Origin of the sequence: Peribacillus sp. S4 (genome assembly GCF_046715815.1) — a bacterium.
Taxonomy (GTDB): Bacteria; Bacillota; Bacilli; order Bacillales; family DSM-1321; genus Peribacillus; species Peribacillus frigoritolerans.
In genome coordinates this window covers 300,001-315,415 of sequence record NZ_CP175708.1, presented here as the reverse complement: position 1 = coordinate 315,415, position 15,415 = coordinate 300,001, and the positions used below count along the sequence as shown (strand labels likewise).

Annotated in this window: 14 protein-coding genes, 1 tRNA gene and 2 rRNA genes (1 of these 17 cut by a window edge); 5 read left to right on the top strand and 12 right to left on the bottom strand. The window is 41.7% G+C overall.

Features of this window, described 5'->3' with window-relative positions; genetic code table 11:
* Positions 1–15: 15 nt before the first annotated feature.
* Positions 16–2,061 (bottom strand): CocE/NonD family hydrolase, encoded by a 2,046-nt coding sequence (locus tag ACJ9PY_RS01675; RefSeq protein ID WP_411739380.1) that lies wholly within the window; start codon positions 2,059–2,061, stop codon positions 16–18.
* A 560-nt stretch (positions 2,062–2,621) separates the two neighbouring features.
* On the opposite strand from ACJ9PY_RS01675, the gene ACJ9PY_RS01670 reads away from it, so the two are divergent.
* Positions 2,622–2,876 carry a hypothetical protein gene (locus ACJ9PY_RS01670; RefSeq protein ID WP_411739379.1) on the top strand — a complete coding sequence of 85 codons (255 nt, stop codon included), beginning with the start codon at positions 2,622–2,624 and terminating at the stop codon, positions 2,874–2,876.
* A gap of 411 nt (positions 2,877–3,287) precedes the next feature.
* Complete coding sequence (locus tag ACJ9PY_RS01665; protein WP_127777491.1) at positions 3,288–3,434, top strand: BH0509 family protein; 147 nt, start codon at positions 3,288–3,290, stop codon at positions 3,432–3,434.
* Positions 3,435–3,923: 489 nt separating this feature from the next.
* Here ACJ9PY_RS01665 and groL read toward each other — a convergent pair whose 3' ends face one another.
* Both groL and groES read right to left on the bottom strand, forming a co-directional pair.
* Positions 3,924–5,561, bottom strand: a complete 1,638-nt coding sequence (groL, locus tag ACJ9PY_RS01660) for a chaperonin GroEL (protein WP_034306335.1) — start codon at positions 5,559–5,561, stop codon at positions 3,924–3,926.
* Between the two features lie 58 nt (positions 5,562–5,619).
* Positions 5,620–5,904 carry a co-chaperone GroES gene (gene groES / locus ACJ9PY_RS01655; protein WP_034306337.1) on the bottom strand — a complete coding sequence of 95 codons (285 nt, stop codon included), beginning with the start codon at positions 5,902–5,904 and terminating at the stop codon, positions 5,620–5,622.
* 333 nt (positions 5,905–6,237) lie between these two features.
* On the opposite strand from groES, the gene ACJ9PY_RS01650 reads away from it, so the two are divergent.
* A complete protein-coding gene (locus tag ACJ9PY_RS01650; RefSeq protein ID WP_034306339.1) occupies positions 6,238–6,963 on the top strand; it encodes a CPBP family intramembrane glutamic endopeptidase in 726 nt (241 codons plus the stop codon).
* Complete coding sequence (locus ACJ9PY_RS01645) at positions 6,960–7,172, top strand: YdiK family protein (RefSeq protein ID WP_034306342.1); 213 nt, start codon at positions 6,960–6,962, stop codon at positions 7,170–7,172. The genes ACJ9PY_RS01650 and ACJ9PY_RS01645 overlap by 4 nt, the downstream gene beginning before the upstream one ends.
* A 28-nt stretch (positions 7,173–7,200) precedes the next feature.
* Here ACJ9PY_RS01645 and ACJ9PY_RS01640 read toward each other — a convergent pair whose 3' ends face one another.
* Together ACJ9PY_RS01640 and moaC are read right to left on the bottom strand one after the other, a co-directional pair.
* Positions 7,201–7,860: a redox-sensing transcriptional repressor Rex gene (locus tag ACJ9PY_RS01640; protein WP_034306345.1), complete on the bottom strand. Its 660-nt coding sequence runs from the start codon at positions 7,858–7,860 to the stop codon at positions 7,201–7,203.
* Between the two features lie 33 nt (positions 7,861–7,893).
* Entirely contained in the window at positions 7,894–8,400 is a 507-nt protein-coding gene (moaC, locus tag ACJ9PY_RS01635) for a cyclic pyranopterin monophosphate synthase MoaC (protein ID WP_034306347.1), read from the bottom strand.
* Between the two features lie 133 nt (positions 8,401–8,533).
* Here moaC and ACJ9PY_RS01630 point away from each other — a divergent pair, with 133 nt between their 5' ends.
* Positions 8,534–10,453, top strand: coding sequence for an ATP-binding cassette domain-containing protein (locus ACJ9PY_RS01630; protein ID WP_411739378.1), 1,920 nt, complete (start codon positions 8,534–8,536; stop codon positions 10,451–10,453).
* A gap of 277 nt (positions 10,454–10,730) precedes the next feature.
* Here the strand turns inward: ACJ9PY_RS01630 and tsaD are convergent, their stop codons facing one another.
* From tsaD to ACJ9PY_RS01595, 7 genes are all read right to left on the bottom strand, one after another.
* On the bottom strand, positions 10,731–11,744 hold the full coding sequence (tsaD, locus tag ACJ9PY_RS01625; protein ID WP_411739377.1) for a tRNA (adenosine(37)-N6)-threonylcarbamoyltransferase complex transferase subunit TsaD: 1,014 nt from the start codon (positions 11,742–11,744) through the stop codon (positions 10,731–10,733).
* Complete coding sequence (gene rimI / locus ACJ9PY_RS01620) at positions 11,741–12,193, bottom strand: ribosomal protein S18-alanine N-acetyltransferase (RefSeq protein ID WP_053533463.1); 453 nt, start codon at positions 12,191–12,193, stop codon at positions 11,741–11,743. Before rimI ends, tsaD begins: the two co-directional genes overlap by 4 nt.
* A gap of 22 nt (positions 12,194–12,215) precedes the next feature.
* Positions 12,216–12,908, bottom strand: coding sequence for a tRNA (adenosine(37)-N6)-threonylcarbamoyltransferase complex dimerization subunit type 1 TsaB (gene tsaB, locus ACJ9PY_RS01615; protein ID WP_053533462.1), 693 nt, complete (start codon positions 12,906–12,908; stop codon positions 12,216–12,218).
* Positions 12,908–13,360: a tRNA (adenosine(37)-N6)-threonylcarbamoyltransferase complex ATPase subunit type 1 TsaE gene (tsaE, locus tag ACJ9PY_RS01610; RefSeq protein WP_034306358.1), complete on the bottom strand. Its 453-nt coding sequence runs from the start codon at positions 13,358–13,360 to the stop codon at positions 12,908–12,910. Before tsaE ends, tsaB begins: the two co-directional genes overlap by 1 nt.
* A gap of 201 nt (positions 13,361–13,561) precedes the next feature.
* Positions 13,562–13,635, bottom strand: a tRNA-Met gene (locus ACJ9PY_RS01605).
* A gap of 66 nt (positions 13,636–13,701) precedes the next feature.
* A 5S ribosomal RNA gene (gene rrf / locus ACJ9PY_RS01600) occupies positions 13,702–13,817 on the bottom strand.
* A 118-nt stretch (positions 13,818–13,935) separates the two neighbouring features.
* Positions 13,936–15,415 (bottom strand): 23S ribosomal RNA (locus ACJ9PY_RS01595); it runs 1,453 nt beyond the window's last position.

Genomic DNA, 15,415 nt, shown 5'->3' with positions numbered 1-15,415 from the left:
CCAATCCCTGGCTTTTTAAAGTCCTGAACGCTCAATCTTTTGATCCCAATTCTTATGGAATGCCGGTCGGCTGTTTTCTTTAACATCCATTTCCCCAACAATCATAAAGCTTTCTTCATCAGAAGTTTGCGTAACGGTAATGTCAGCTTCAATCCACCAACCCTCACGCCCAATTCTCATTTTTTGACAAATGGTATATTTCGCCGAAAGAGGATTAGCATTACTTAATGTCAACTCTCGTCTCAAATTGTGTTCAACCGTAACATCGATGTCATCAAAGCGATATACCCCTTCACCAAATACCCCTCCTACACCATCGGTTATGCAAGTCCATGTATCCGTTAAAATATCGTATGAAATGGAACGATCGACTTTTCCCTCTGAAAGTATAGTTGTCGGAGTTAATGGCGCGCATTGAGGACTCATATTCGGTCCAGATACCCGGCTTCCTTTAAAGATCGGTAATGAAAACTTTGCGGTTTCAAGATTCAGAGTAAGTGTTGCATCCTCAGGCATTGGCCAAAACATTGGCCAAAAAGTTGTTGCAATAGACAAACGTATCCGGTGTCCGGCTTTAAATTTATGCCCGCAACAATCTAAATTAACAAATGCATTTACCTTTTCACCAGGGGTTAACAAGTCTACTTGATCATGTCCATTTAAATGGGTTAAATTCATTACTCCATAAGAAACACGGGTAACGGCTCCATCTGGTGCCACATCTGATAGTTGTGCGAAGAGCATTGCCTTTGGTTTGTCACTTGTCATTTGTACTTCAAATCTTGGATAACCAACTATTTCCAACGGACTTTCTAAGACATCCCCTTCAAATACCATCGCCATACCATCATCCAATCGTTGATCTGACGGACTTTCCCCCGGTACTCCGGCACCCATCCATTCACCTGATAAAAGGCCATGATTTAAAGGTGTTTTTAATAACACTCGCTCTTCTGTTTCATCTCTTTCTTTTAGCAATTTACCATGAGTCAATTGATAAGTTTGCGTTAGAACTTCATTTGATGGCCAGGAATCGAGTCCAACCCACTCTCCTTTACTTACTGGTTTAATGGAAGAAGGGGGCATACTTTCCTCAAGCCATACATTCACCATTGGTCCATCCATCACATCGTTCTCTTTTCCTTTTAGCCAATGGTCCCACCATTTAACAGCTTCTTGCAAAAAGCCCATTGCTGGTCCTGGAACTCCATCATGAGGGTATACATGTGCCCAAGGACCAATAATCCCCTTCCTGGGAACTGAAAGCCCTTTCATTAAACTTAATACGGTATTCGTATAAGAATCTTCCCAACCATCGATGGCTAGAACCGGCACTTCAATGTCATCGTAATTTTCACAAACTGAACCATGCTTCCAATAAGCATCTCTCGTTTGGTGCTCCATCCATTGCGCCATCCATAAAGGCATTTCCTCTAATCTTTCCAGCCATTTTTCACGCCAGCTATCCCCAACAATATGAGGGTAAAGCGGACGCACCTGATAGGCCAGCATAATGGCCCCCCACCAGAAATTATCATTTAAGAGGCAGCCGCCTTTATAGTGGATATCATTGTTATACCGGTCATCGGTAAACCCGAGTGTAATAATCGCTTTTAAATTTTTGGGTCTTCTGGCTGCAACTTGAAGCGAATTAAAGCCCCCCCATGATTTACCCATCATACCGATATTTCCATCACACCAAATTTGCTTTGAGATCCAATCAATAACTTCCAGAGCATCATCTTGTTCTTGCTTTAAGTATTCATCCCTTAACAGACCATCTGATTCTCCCGAACCCCTCATATCCACTCTGACAACTGCATATCCATGCCCGGCAAAATAACCATGCATCGGTTCATCTCTTGCCCTTGTACCGTCTGTTTTTCTGTAAGGAATGTACTCTAAAATGGCAGGTACTTTTTGTCCTTCCCTAACTTCAGGCAACCAGATACGACTTGAAAGTCTAGTTCCATCTTTTAAAACAATCCAAGTGTTTTCAATGGTTTGAAACGCATAAGGAAAATTAGTGATAATTTCTTTTTCTTTATATTCTGTTGACACTTTTCATCCTCCTCTTACTCATTTTCATCCGCCGTAAAGTAGTCATTATCATTATTTTTAACTTACTATTAGCGCTTTCTATAAATTTTTAATCGTAATTACAAAACAATCAAAGTGATTTTATAATCATGATTATATTTGTGAAATTAGTATATCACCCGAAGATATGTTAAACAACTTAAAATTTTCAGAATCTTTATATTGAATTTTTACTTTACATAAAAAAAAGGCCTCCCATAGTAAACTGTGAGAGGCCTTCAACTTTAAAAATAGTTACATGTTAGGTGAGCACTCATTACTGAATCGTCGTTAACCCCCTATATTAAAGGATCTAAGCGTTGATTACTTCATGCCATATTTCAATGTCAGGTGAGCAAATAGGTGAGCATTTTCAATTATATTCTTATAAATAACTGGTATGAAGAACCTGAAAAAGCCCCCCTATTACAAGAGGAGGCATAAACATAATCCTATATTATATCGGAAGGAGAAAAGATTATCATGAAAATGAAAAAATCCTTAAATCGAATTCAAACTGCATTATAAGGAAATTGAAACGAGTGGCTAAAGTAAAAAACATTGATTTAAATATTTATCATGCTAAAGAAGATACTTCAAACCTTGGCCTAAAACAAAATTCGTTAACATTTGCTTTTTATCAAGATGGTGAAATAAAAAAGAAACTAGATTTTATCGATCTCTCAGAAGATGATAATCAGATAGTAAGCCCGAGTGTGTTTTCAGGCAGTATTGGCTGCATTTCCTGGATTTGTTTCTTTGACATAAGGTCCTGCGGGAGATTATATAGCAAATGAGAAGACAGCTAACCCTAAAGAAGAATGGTCATGTTCACTAGTGAACCAATAACTTACAGACAAAAATAGTTTTTTTGATGTGTAAACTACAAGTGAAATTTAGCTTTTCCTTATTAAAAGTGAAAACCAAAAGCCAACGGAGTTATTTCCTTTAAAAGGAATTAACTCCCTTTTCTAGAAACTTGGGCTTGTTATTTTAACAAAACTCAGGCTTTGGGAATTCGACCTTGCCTCTTTAACTGCTTCAAAGAAAATAGATAAATAACATTTCTATATTATTTCCTTAAAAATCATCTATATTTGATATTTGTTTAATCTCACAATGAGATATATAATAAAAACAAGAAAAAAAGAAAGCGTTTTCAATATTTAAATACTTCGTTACTTCTCATACTATAAGGAGGATTTAAGATGAGCCAAGTAGAAAGAAAATCCAAAGTGCAGAAATTAATTGAGCAACAAAAATTCAATGAGAAAGACATTTCCAAGATGACAGATTCACAGATTGAATATTATCACTGGCTCTATTTTGATGACTCTGTTTATGATTATATGTAACTTAAATATAAAATGATAAAAAGCGGGAAAAACATTGATAATTCAGGTTTCCCGCTTTTACTTTTATTCTTTAGGACTCCCCCATACCGATGGACAGAGTAGAAGTAAACCACTTTTACCACTGCTGGACTCTCCTGATATATCTACAACTATGGGCTTCATAACAAACTCATGCAAAAATAACCGAAGCAAAAGATGCTTGTAAAGGGAAAACTGCCTTTGGGCGATCCTTCACTAAGTAAAAACATTTTCAATCAACTTTTAACAGTTCCTTTTAAGGACTCTAGTATTTGTTGTTCCCCCATCGCCAAGAACTATATGTATGTCTTTCGTTAAATTGGATGTATGAAGTTTCCCTTTCAACATCGAAGAAAAGGCCTCCCACAGTAAACTGTGAGAGGCCTTTTTCATTAAAATTGATATTCACATGTTAGGTGAGCTCATTCTATATCCTCGTTAAACCCCTCTATTAAGGGATTTAGCGAATGATTACATCATGCCGCCCATTCCGCCCATGCCGCCCATGTCAGGCATGCCCATGCCGCCAGCGCCTGCAGGTTCTGGTTTGTCAGCAACGACAGCTTCTGTAGTTAAGAACATTGCTGCTACAGAACCAGCGTTTTGTAGAGCTGAACGAGTTACTTTAGTAGGATCGACGATACCTGATTCGATCATGTTCACCCATTGTCCAGTAGCTGCGTTGAAGCCAGTGCCTACTGCTTCGCCTTTAAGGCGCTCTACGATTACAGAGCCTTCAAGTCCAGCATTGTGAGCGATTTGACGAACAGGCTCTTCGATGGCACGAAGAACGATTTTCACGCCTGTTGCTACGTCGCCTTCCGCTTGGATTTCAGCGATTTTATTGTATACGTTAAGAAGTGCTGTACCACCACCTGCTACGATACCTTCTTCAACAGCGGCACGAGTGGAGTTCAATGCATCTTCAATACGAAGTTTACGTTCTTTCAATTCTGTTTCAGTAGCTGCACCGACTTTGATTACCGCTACACCACCAGCTAATTTAGCAAGGCGTTCTTGTAATTTTTCACGGTCGAATTCAGAAGTTGTTTCTTCTAATTGAACACGGATTTGGTTTACACGAGCTTGGATTTGAGCTGTATCCCCAGATCCTTCAACGATCGTTGTATTTTCTTTCGTAACAACCACTTTAGACGCACGGCCTAATGAATCGATTGTTGCAGATTTAAGATCAAGTCCGATTTCTTCAGTGATTACTTCGCCGCCTGTAAGAGCTGCGATGTCTTCAAGCATTGCTTTACGACGGTCACCGAATCCAGGAGCTTTAACCGCAACAGCGTTGAATGTTCCACGAAGTTTGTTCACAACAAGAGTTGCAAGCGCTTCGCCTTCTACATCTTCAGCAATCAATAATAGCGGTTTTCCTTGTTGTACAACTTGCTCAAGTACAGGAAGGATTTCTTGGATATTCGTGATTTTTTTATCAGTGATCAAGATATATGGATTCTCAAGGACAGCTTCCATTTTATCTGAATCAGTAACCATGTATGGAGATGCATATCCGCGATCGAATTGCATACCTTCTACTACGTCCAACTCAGTTGTGAAACCTTTAGACTCTTCGATTGTGATGACGCCGTCGTTACCAACGCGCTCCATTGCTTCCGCAATCAGTTGGCCCACTTCTTCATCAGCTGAAGAGATGGCAGCAACTTGTGCGATTGATTCTTTGTTTTCAACAGGTTGGGAAATGGCTTTCAATTCTGCGATTGCAGTATTGACCGCTTTCTCGATTCCTTTACGGATACCCATTGGGTTCGCACCAGCTGTTACGTTTTTAAGACCTTCACGGATCATCGCTTGCGCAAGAACCGTTGCAGTAGTTGTACCGTCACCAGCTACGTCGTTTGTTTTGCTTGCTACTTCAGCAACCAATTTCGCACCCATGTTTTCGAATGCATCTTCCAATTCGATTTCTTTAGCGATCGTCACACCGTCATTTGTGATAAGCGGCGAACCGAATTTTTTCTCAAGAACCACGTTACGACCTTTTGGTCCAAGCGTTACTTTAACTGCATCTGCAAGTGCGTCCACACCGCGAAGCATGGAGCGGCGAGCTTCTTCACTAAATTTAATTTCTTTAGCCATTTATAAGTACCTCCCTAAAATTTAAGAAAATTTTCGTTCAGTTAAGTATGATGTATAATTAGCCGATTACAGCTAGAATGTCGCTTTCACGTAAAATTAAGTATTCAGTGTCTTCGTATTTAACTTCAGTACCTGCATATTTTGAGAAGATAATTAGATCGCCTTGGGCAACCTCTAAAGCAACACGTTCGCCATTTTCAAGGACACGGCCAGTACCAACTGCTACTACCTTACCTTCTTGTGGCTTTTCTTTAGCAGTATCAGGAAGAACAATACCGCTTGCAGTTTTTTCTTCAGTTTGAACTAGTTCAATAATAACGCGATCACCTAATGGTTTTAACAAGTGAAACAACCTCCTCATATTCTCTTGATAATTTGTTTCATGATTATTAGCACTCATCACCATCGAGTGCTAACACATTTATAATATTAAATAAACCGAGCCTTTTTTGCAAGTATCTTATTGAAAATTTTTTATTAATTTCTGATAAATTACGGGTAAACTACTTTAGCATAATGATTTCCTAAACTTAGTCATTGAAATGTCATGTTAGGGGTACCTTTAAGTGGTGTTCTGCCCCAATTTTTGATACCATTTTGTAGTATGCGTTTATAGATTGTCCCCATGTCAGTAACGTTCCAAGCGGATGGGTGACTATAAAAGGAGTTTTCATTTTTGAAAAAAGAATATTGGTTCGTCATCATCACTTATATTGCCATGCAATTATCCAGTATTGTCGGGGTACCCATTTTCATGCTGATCGGGTCTTATACCGGAATGCCGGCTGATGAACTCGAAGTGAAATCTGCAGCATACTGGATAGTTTTCAGTTTTCTCGCTGCTTTATTCTTGATTCTTTTTTTAATGAGAAAAGATATGAGGGAAAAGCTGGACACGAGAAACCAAACTTCCGTATCCATGTCCATATTATGGGCAATTGCAGGAGTATTCATGGCTCTTTTTGCGCAAAGCATTGCCGGAAGCATTGAACAAATGCTTGGGGTGGAGTCTGAATCTGAAAATACGCAGCAACTCATTTCACTCATTTACAAAGTCCCCATGGTCATTTTCGTCACTTCAGTAATTGGACCTATATTGGAAGAATTAATTTTCCGTAAAATCATTTTCGGATCACTTCATAAACGCTTTAACTTCTTTATTTCAGCTTTAATCAGCTCAGTTATTTTCGGCTTGGCGCATGGTGAATTTGAACATCTTCTTTTATATACGGCAATGGGCTTCACTTTTGCTTTCCTTTATGCGAAAACTGGCCGCATTCTCGTTTCCATGAGCGCTCATATTGCGATGAACACGCTTGTTATCATCCTTCAAGTGGTATATCGGGAGGATATTGAGAAGATGCTAGATACTGCACAGGCCTTCATCGGAGGTTTATTATGAAACGTCAATCACCATTATTCATGGGCATCATTTATGCAGGCTTAGGGGCTCTTTTTACCGCTATCGCAATTCAAACCGTCAATTCTTCTGGATGGGGACTCTTTGCCTACATACTTGTCCTTATTGCGACTCTTGATTTTGGATCGGGATTACGCATGATCATGCTGCACTTTAAAATTAAAGCCGCACAAAAAAATAAGAAAAAATAAAAAAACGCTGCATAAATGCAGCGTTTTTTCATTCCTCCAAAGCCGCTTCTTCCACTACCGGATAATGTTTCAGGAAGTAGATGAGCGACTGAAGTTCCACGGCCAGGTCAATGTGGTGGACCCTTATGGATGGCGGCACGGTCAGCCGTGCAGGTGTGAAATTCAATATTCCTTTTATGTCAGCTTTGACTAGACGATCGGTTATCGTCTGGGCTACCTGTGCAGGCACTGTCAATATCGCTGCAGTAATATTATTTTCCTGCAATAGTGTATCGATTTGATCCATATGGTAGATGGGCACATCAGCTATTCGCTTGCCGACCTTTTCTTCAGATACTTCGAAAGCCATTTCAATTTTTGTATTATTATTTTTCATGAAATTGTAATTTAAAAAAGCGGTTCCTAAATTTCCCACTCCGATTAAAGCGACTTTGGTCAATTCATCTTGATCAAGTGTTTTTCTGAAGAAGGATAATAAATAATTGACATTGTAGCCGTAGCCTTTTTTCCCAAGCGCGCCAAAGTAGGAAAAATCACGGCGAATGGTAGCAGAATCCACTTTTACGGCTTCACTTAGCTCAGCCGAGGAAACTCTTTGTTTGCCTGAGGAATGTAAGTTCTTTAAAAATCGATAATACAATGGCAACCTTTTGGCTGTTGCCTGCGGTATCTTTGGGTCATGGTTCATTGTTCTTCCCCGCCTTCACACATGCTTTTCAACTTAATCTCTATCTGTTCGTTTTACTTGCCTTTTATAATCGCTACTAGACACTCCGCCTGTTTTCTCCACTAAGAATGTAGGCCCGATCACCATTCCCTTATCAATGGCCTTACACATGTCATAAACAGTCAAGGCAGTCACGGATGCAGCTGTTAACGCTTCCATTTCCACACCTGTACTCCCTTTTGTCTTAGCTTCCGTTTCAATCCTAAGCCTATATCCTTGTTCTTCTTTTTCCCAATCAAAGGCTATATTGACCCCTTGCAGAGCAATGGGATGGCACATCGGAATTATATTGGATGTATTTTTGCTGGCCATGATTCCTGCAACTTGTGCAACAGCCAGTACATCACCTTTTTTCATTTTATGGTTCGTGACCAATTCATATATTTCATCATTCAATAAAATGCTCGACTGAGCCACTGCCGTCCGGGTTGTTTCAGGCTTAGCACTCACATCGACCATTTTGGCCCTGCCCTGTTCATTAAAATGCGTTAAGTCTCCCATTTAAGTAACCCCTCCTAAATCATACACTATTATTCCACTTTATGTAATAGCTTTTCTTTCAGCTTGGAACCAAGCTGTTGCCGATAATAACTAAAATACGTTAAACTAACAGTAATCAATTGAGGTGAAATCTATGATTTTATTACAAATCAATCAACTATCGAAATATTATGGAGCTGAACTTATTTTATCAAATATGAAGCTCGAAGTTCAAAATAAAGATCGAATTGCCCTTGTCGGCCGAAATGGCGCCGGCAAATCCACTCTCCTAAAAATCATTGCCGGGCAGCTTTCCCATGATGGCGGTGAAATAATCAAACCAAAAGGCGTCACCATCGGCTATATGGCCCAGGATACTGGATTGGAATCCGCATTGACCATTTGGGATGAAATGCTTACTGTATTCACTGACCTTATAGAGCAGGAAAAGGAACTGCGTCGCCTTGAGGCTGATATGGCCAGACCTGACATCTTTGAAAACGAAACGGTTTACCAAAAAGTGCTGAATGAATACGACACTTTGATGGTGGCATTCAAAGAGAAGGGAGGTTATCAATATGAAGCGGATATCCGTTCCGTATTGCATGGTCTTCAGTTTGCCGACTTTGACTATTCTACCCCAATTTCCACTTTAAGCGGCGGGCAAAAAACAAGGCTTGCCTTAGGTAAGCTGCTTTTAAGGAAACCGGATATATTGATTCTGGATGAGCCGACGAACCATTTGGATATCGAAACCCTCTCTTGGCTTGAACAATATTTACAAGGCTACCAGGGAGCTGTCCTCATTGTTTCCCATGACCGCTATTTTTTAGATAAAGTAGTAAACCTGGTATATGAGATTTCCCGGAATAACATGAAAAAATACCATGGTAATTATAGTTCTTACCTAGAGGGAAAAGCGGAAGATTATGAGCGGGACATGAAACTGTTCGAGAAACAGCAAGGGGAAATCGAAAAGCTTCGCGATTTTGTCCAACGTAATATCACAAGGGCTTCCACAACGAAAAGAGCACAAAGCAGACGTAAACAGCTCGAAAAGATGGATGTACTGGACAAGCCGCAAGGTGATGAAAAATCCGCGAATTTTTCTTTCCAGATTGAAAGGCAAAGCGGAAATGAAGTACTCCACCTCCAGGACCTGGCTATCGGATACGAAGGGGAAACGGTATCAAAGAATATTAATTCCCGGATGACAAAAGGAGAGAGCATAGCTCTTGTCGGCCCAAATGGAGTTGGAAAATCAACTTTATTGAAAACGATCATTTCCAAGCTGCCTGCCCTTTCTGGGGATTTCCGTTTTGGAACGAACGTAGAAGTCAGCTACTACGATCAAGAACAGGCTAACCTTGTTTCCAATAAACGCGTACTCAATGAATTATGGGACGACTATCCCCTTAAACCGGAAAAGGACATTCGCACCGTACTCGGTAATTTCCTATTTAGCGGGGATGATGTTTTGAAAACCGTTTCCACACTAAGCGGGGGCGAAAAGGCCCGGCTTGCTCTAGCCAAAATGATGATGCAAAAAGGCAATTTTTTAATTCTTGATGAACCAACGAACCATTTGGACCTCGATAGTAAATTGGTGCTTGAAAATGCATTAATTGATTATCCGGGAACTATTCTATTCGTCTCACATGACCGTTATTTCATAAATCGGATAGCAACGAAAGTGATAGAGCTCTCCAAAGACGGCAACGAAGAATTCCTCGGTGATTATGATTACTATCTAGAGAAGAAACAGGAGCAAGCGGAAATCCAAGCACTTGAACAGCAGGATCAGGCTAAATCTTTAGATGCGGCTGTAGAAAAAACAAATTACAAAATTGATAAAGAAGCAAAAAAAGCTGAACGCCAGCGAAAACGGCGCATTGAGGAAATCGAGGCAGCCATGGAGCTTCTTGAAACCGAAATAAACGAATATAATGACCTCCTATGTGATCCAAATGTTTTTCAGGACCACGAAAAGGTGATGGAAGTCCAAACAAAACTTGATCATGTACAAGAAAGTTTGGATCAGCTTCTCGAAGAATGGGCTGAACTGGAAGAATGAAAAAGACCGAGTCAATTGACTCGGTCTTTTTCTTTTCCAACCAAAGTGTCGCTTGAAAGTTATCCACAAACTTGTTAACAAACCACTTACCGCTCATTAGCCATTAATTTGAGTTATACACATTATCCACAGAAACATATCCACTTATCCACAAAATACCCCTTTATACACATGCAGGATGATTATCAAAAAAACTTTATCCACAGAATATTCTATTATTTTATTAACACGATAAAAAGACAGGATGCCAAAGTGACGGATCCTGTCTTCTCGTCCATTAAAATGCTTCTATATCCAATCCAGGATTTCCGTTCAAATCCAAACCGGATCGCTTTCCCTTTTCAAACATGACACTGCCAGCAGCACCAATCATGGCAGCATTGTCGGTACAAAGATAGAGGGGCGGAATGGATATATCCATAGGTAAATCCTTAAAAGCTTCCGTTAATGCTTCCCTAAGGCCTTTATTTGCCGCAACTCCTCCAGCAAGTAATACCTGTTTCACATTATATTCCTTTGCAGCCTTCACAGCTTTCATTACAAGCACTTCTATCACGCTTTCTTGGAAACTTGCCGCTAAATCTTTAGGTTCAATTTTTTCCCCGCGCTGTTCTGCATTATGCAAAGTGTTGATTACCGCTGATTTCAACCCGCTGAAAGAAAAGTCATAGCTGCCATCCAACCATGCCCTAGGCAGTTTCAAAGATGGTGAGCCTTCTTGCGCAAGCCTGTCGATATGAGGCCCGCCAGGATAAGGGAGCCCCAAGGTTCGAGCCACTTTATCATACGCCTCTCCTGCTGCATCATCCCGCGTCTCCCCGATCACCTTGAAAGAGCCCGGTTCTTCTAAAAGCACCAATTCCGTATGACCTCCCGAAACGACTAAAGAAAGCGCAGGATATTCAATCTCCTGAATTAGCCGATTTGCATAGATATGACCAGCGATATGATGCGTACCGACAATTGGTATTCCATGTGCGAAAGCTACAGCCTTCGCCGCATTCACACCTATTAATAGTGCCCCTACAAGGCCGGGACCTTCTGTAACGGCAATGGCATCCAAGTCTTCATATGTCACACCCGCTTGCAGCAGTGCTTCTTCAAGAACAATAGTAATTTGTTCTACATGATGACGGGAAGCTATTTCCGGGACGACACCGCCAAAACGTTTATGACTTTCTATTTGTGAAGCCACGACATTACTCAGTATTTCCGTTCCATTTTTTATGACGGCTGCCGCAGTTTCATCACAGCTTGTTTCAATTCCTAATATAATTTGATCTTTTTTCATGAAAAATTCACCCACATAACATAAGCATCCTCTTGATTGTCAGTATAATAATTCTTTCGGATTCCGCCCTTTTGGAAACCAAGTTTTTCATAAAGTGAAATGGCTACGGCATTACTGACACGGACCTCAAGTGTCATCCTCACCACACCCATTGAAATGGAGATTTCAATCATCTTCCTTAGCAATGCTTCTCCAAGCTTTTGCCCTCGGTATTCTGGTAATATCGCAATATTGGTGATGTGCGATTCATCAATGACGATCCAGGCACCGCAATAACCGGCAATTTTCCCTTCATCCTCTATCACCATGTATACAGCATATTGATTATGATTCAATTCATTAAAAAAAGCTTCCCGGCTCCAAGGCAAAGTAAAGGACTGCTTTTCCACGTTAAGCACTTGGTCGATATCTGCCGTATTCATCTTTCGGAACGTCAATGTTTTACTCATAATAATCGGTCGCTTTCCTTGTTTATTTCCCCTGCTGTTCAAGCCACTTAGCTTCTGCTTCAGCCATGCGGATATAATTCGGTACAAACTGGTGAACATCCACTTCAGCCTTATCAAGACCAATGAAGGCCAGTTCGCTTGGCCTTGAATTATATGACTGTACTGGAGCAAATACCGCTAATTCACCTAATGCATCGGTAATTGCAACCCGATGGATGTCCACATCTTGACCAACAAATAAAACAGGACGATTTAATTCCTTCAATTGATTCGCCCACTCAGAGGATAGAATATTACAATCTTCAATGACTGTCTTTAAAGAATCCTTTTCCATTTCATATAATCCAGTATAAATCTGCCCTCTTCTTGCATCGAACAAGGGAGATATCAACCCGTTAAAATAACGTCCATTAGCTGCTAAAACCTCTAAGCTGGAAACACCTGATAACGGAATCTGAAGCGTCCATGCCAAGCTTTTCGCTATCGTCACTCCAATCCTGACCCCTGTATAGGAGCCTGGACCTTGAGCGACCACTATCTTAGTCAATTCCTTCGGTTTAGTATCGCAGTCCCTTAACAGTGTTTCAATTGCTGGCATTACCCGCACCGAATGATTTTTCTTTAGGTTCGTCGTATACTCACCAATTACTTGATTCCCGTTTACAAGCGCAATCCCTAATGTGAAATTCGATGTATCTATAGCTAAAACCTTCATCAAATAATCTCCTTACATAACTTTACATATCGTTCGCCTTTGGCTTCCAAAACAATACGCCGGCTTGTATCGCCCAAACGATAGATATAAATGGTCAAGATCTCCTCTGGGAGGTGATCCTTTATTAAATGGGCCCATTCAACGACAGTCACACCATCACCATCAAAATATTCATCAAAGCCTAAATCTTCTTCCGATTCACTTACCCGATAGACATCCATATGATACAAAGGTAAGCGACCCATGTACTCCTTTATTATCGTAAAGGTAGGGCTATTCACCATTCTGGTAACACCCAATCCTTTAGCCAGCCCTTTTGTGAATGCCGTCTTCCCTGCACCCAAGTCACCTTCTAGAGCCAGCACATCTCCACTGGAAAGCTTTTGCGCCAATTTGTGCGCAAATTGCGCTGTTTCTTCCTCATTCTGAGAAATCCATTCAACATGTTGCATATATCAATCACCTTTATCATTATTAGGAAAACATCCGTCCTATAGTTCATGTCGAGAACCATAAACGCAATATTATGGAACAAAAACCATTCTATATGTAGTTTACCTTGTTTCAAAAGAAGAAACAAATAAGTTAGGGACATATTATTCGAATATCAGATAAAACAAAAAAACGAAACCTAAGTTTCGTTTTTTTCATGATTGCGGGGACAGGATTTGAACCTGCGACCTTCGGGTTATGAGCCCGACGAGCTACCGGACTGCTCCACCCCGCGACGGTATAAATGTTTCTTTTATAAAAATAGTATTCCCATTTATTCAAAAAGAATACAAAGATTATAGCTTGGCGGCGTCCTACTCTCACAGGGGGAAACCCCCAACTACCATTGGCGCTGAAGAGCTTAACTGCCGTGTTCGGAATGGGAACGGGTGTGACCTCTTCGCTATCGCCACCAAACATTTAATCTTTTAGCACATTTATTATCATAACATGTATGAAGTCAAAATGCAAGAAGAAATTTTCATTCCTTCAAAACTAGATAATAAGAAGAAGGTATTTCATTTTTTAAAAAGCGTTGGTTAAGTCCTCGATCTATTAGTATCAGTCAGCTCCACATGTCACCATGCTTCCACCTCTGACCTATCAACCTGATCATCTTTCAGGGATCTTACTAGCTTGCGCCATGGGAAATCTCATCTTGAGGGGGGCTTCATGCTTAGATGCTTTCAGCACTTATCCCGTCCGCACGTAGCTACCCAGCTATGCCTTTGGCAAGACAACTGGTACACCAGCGGTGCGTCCATCCCGGTCCTCTCGTACTAAGGACAGCTCCTCTCAAATTTCCTGCGCCCGCGACGGATAGGGACCGAACTGTCTCACGACGTTCTGAACCCAGCTCGCGTACCGCTTTAATGGGCGAACAGCCCAACCCTTGGGACCGACTACAGCCCCAGGATGCGATGAGCCGACATCGAGGTGCCAAACCTCCCCGTCGATGTGGACTCTTGGGGGAGATAAGCCTGTTATCCCCGGGGTAGCTTTTATCCGTTGAGCGATGGCCCTTCCATGCGGAACCACCGGATCACTAAGCCCGACTTTCGTCCCTGCTCGACTTGTAGGTCTCGCAGTCAAGCTCCCTTGTGCCTTTACACTCTACGAATGATTTCCAACCATTCTGAGGGAACCTTTGGGCGCCTCCGTTACTCTTTAGGAGGCGACCGCCCCAGTCAAACTGCCCACCTGACACTGTCTCCCACCCCGATAAGGGGCGCGGGTTAGAATTTCAATACAGCCAGGGTAGTATCCCACCAACGCCTCCACCGAAGCTGGCGCTCCGGCTTCTCAGGCTCCTACCTATCCTGTACAAGCTGTACCAAAATTCAATATCAGGCTGCAGTAAAGCTCCACGGGGTCTTTCCGTCCTGTCGCGGGTAACCTGCATCTTCACAGGTACTATAATTTCACCGAGTCTCTCGTTGAGACAGTGCCCAGATCGTTACACCTTTCGTGCGGGTCGGAACTTACCCGACAAGGAATTTCGCTACCTTAGGACCGTTATAGTTACGGCCGCCGTTTACTGGGGCTTCGGTTCAAAGCTTCGCTTGCGCTAACCTCTCCCCTTAACCTTCCAGCACCGGGCAGGTGTCAGCCCCTATACTTCGCCTTGCGGCTTCGCAGAGACCTGTGTTTTTGCTAAACAGTCGCCTGGGCCTATTCACTGCGGCTTTTCTGGGCTATTCACCCTAAAAAGCACCCCTTCTCCCGAAGTTACGGGGTCATTTTGCCGAGTTCCTTAACGAGAGTTCTCTCGCACACCTTAGGATTCTCTCCTCGCCTACCTGTGTCGGTTTGCGGTACGGGCACCTTACATCTCACTAGAGGCTTTTCTTGGCAGCGTGGAATCAGGAACTTCGGTACTATATTTCCCTCGCCATCACAGCTCCGCCTTAATGGAAACGGGATTTGCCTCGTTTCCGGCCTAACTGCTTGGACGCGCATATCCAACAGCGCGCTTACCCTATCCTTCTGCGTCCCCCCATCGTTCAAACGATGTA

Coding starts and splice junctions, on each gene's coding strand:
- tsaD (WP_411739377.1), bottom strand. CDS start 11,744: ATGAAAAAAGATCAAATTATATTAGGAATTGAAACAAGCTGTGATGAA.
- tsaB (WP_053533462.1), bottom strand. CDS start 12,908: ATGAAGGTTTTAGCTATAGATACATCGAATTTCACATTAGGGATTGCG.
- ACJ9PY_RS01630 (WP_411739378.1), top strand. CDS start 8,534: ATGATTTTATTACAAATCAATCAACTATCGAAATATTATGGAGCTGAA.
- ACJ9PY_RS01645 (WP_034306342.1), top strand. CDS start 6,960: ATGAAACGTCAATCACCATTATTCATGGGCATCATTTATGCAGGCTTA.
- moaC (WP_034306347.1), bottom strand. CDS start 8,400: ATGGGAGACTTAACGCATTTTAATGAACAGGGCAGGGCCAAAATGGTC.
- ACJ9PY_RS01665 (WP_127777491.1), top strand. CDS start 3,288: ATGAGCCAAGTAGAAAGAAAATCCAAAGTGCAGAAATTAATTGAGCAA.
- groL (WP_034306335.1), bottom strand. CDS start 5,561: ATGGCTAAAGAAATTAAATTTAGTGAAGAAGCTCGCCGCTCCATGCTT.
- tsaE (WP_034306358.1), bottom strand. CDS start 13,360: ATGCAACATGTTGAATGGATTTCTCAGAATGAGGAAGAAACAGCGCAA.
- ACJ9PY_RS01640 (WP_034306345.1), bottom strand. CDS start 7,860: ATGAACCATGACCCAAAGATACCGCAGGCAACAGCCAAAAGGTTGCCA.
- rimI (WP_053533463.1), bottom strand. CDS start 12,193: ATGAGTAAAACATTGACGTTCCGAAAGATGAATACGGCAGATATCGAC.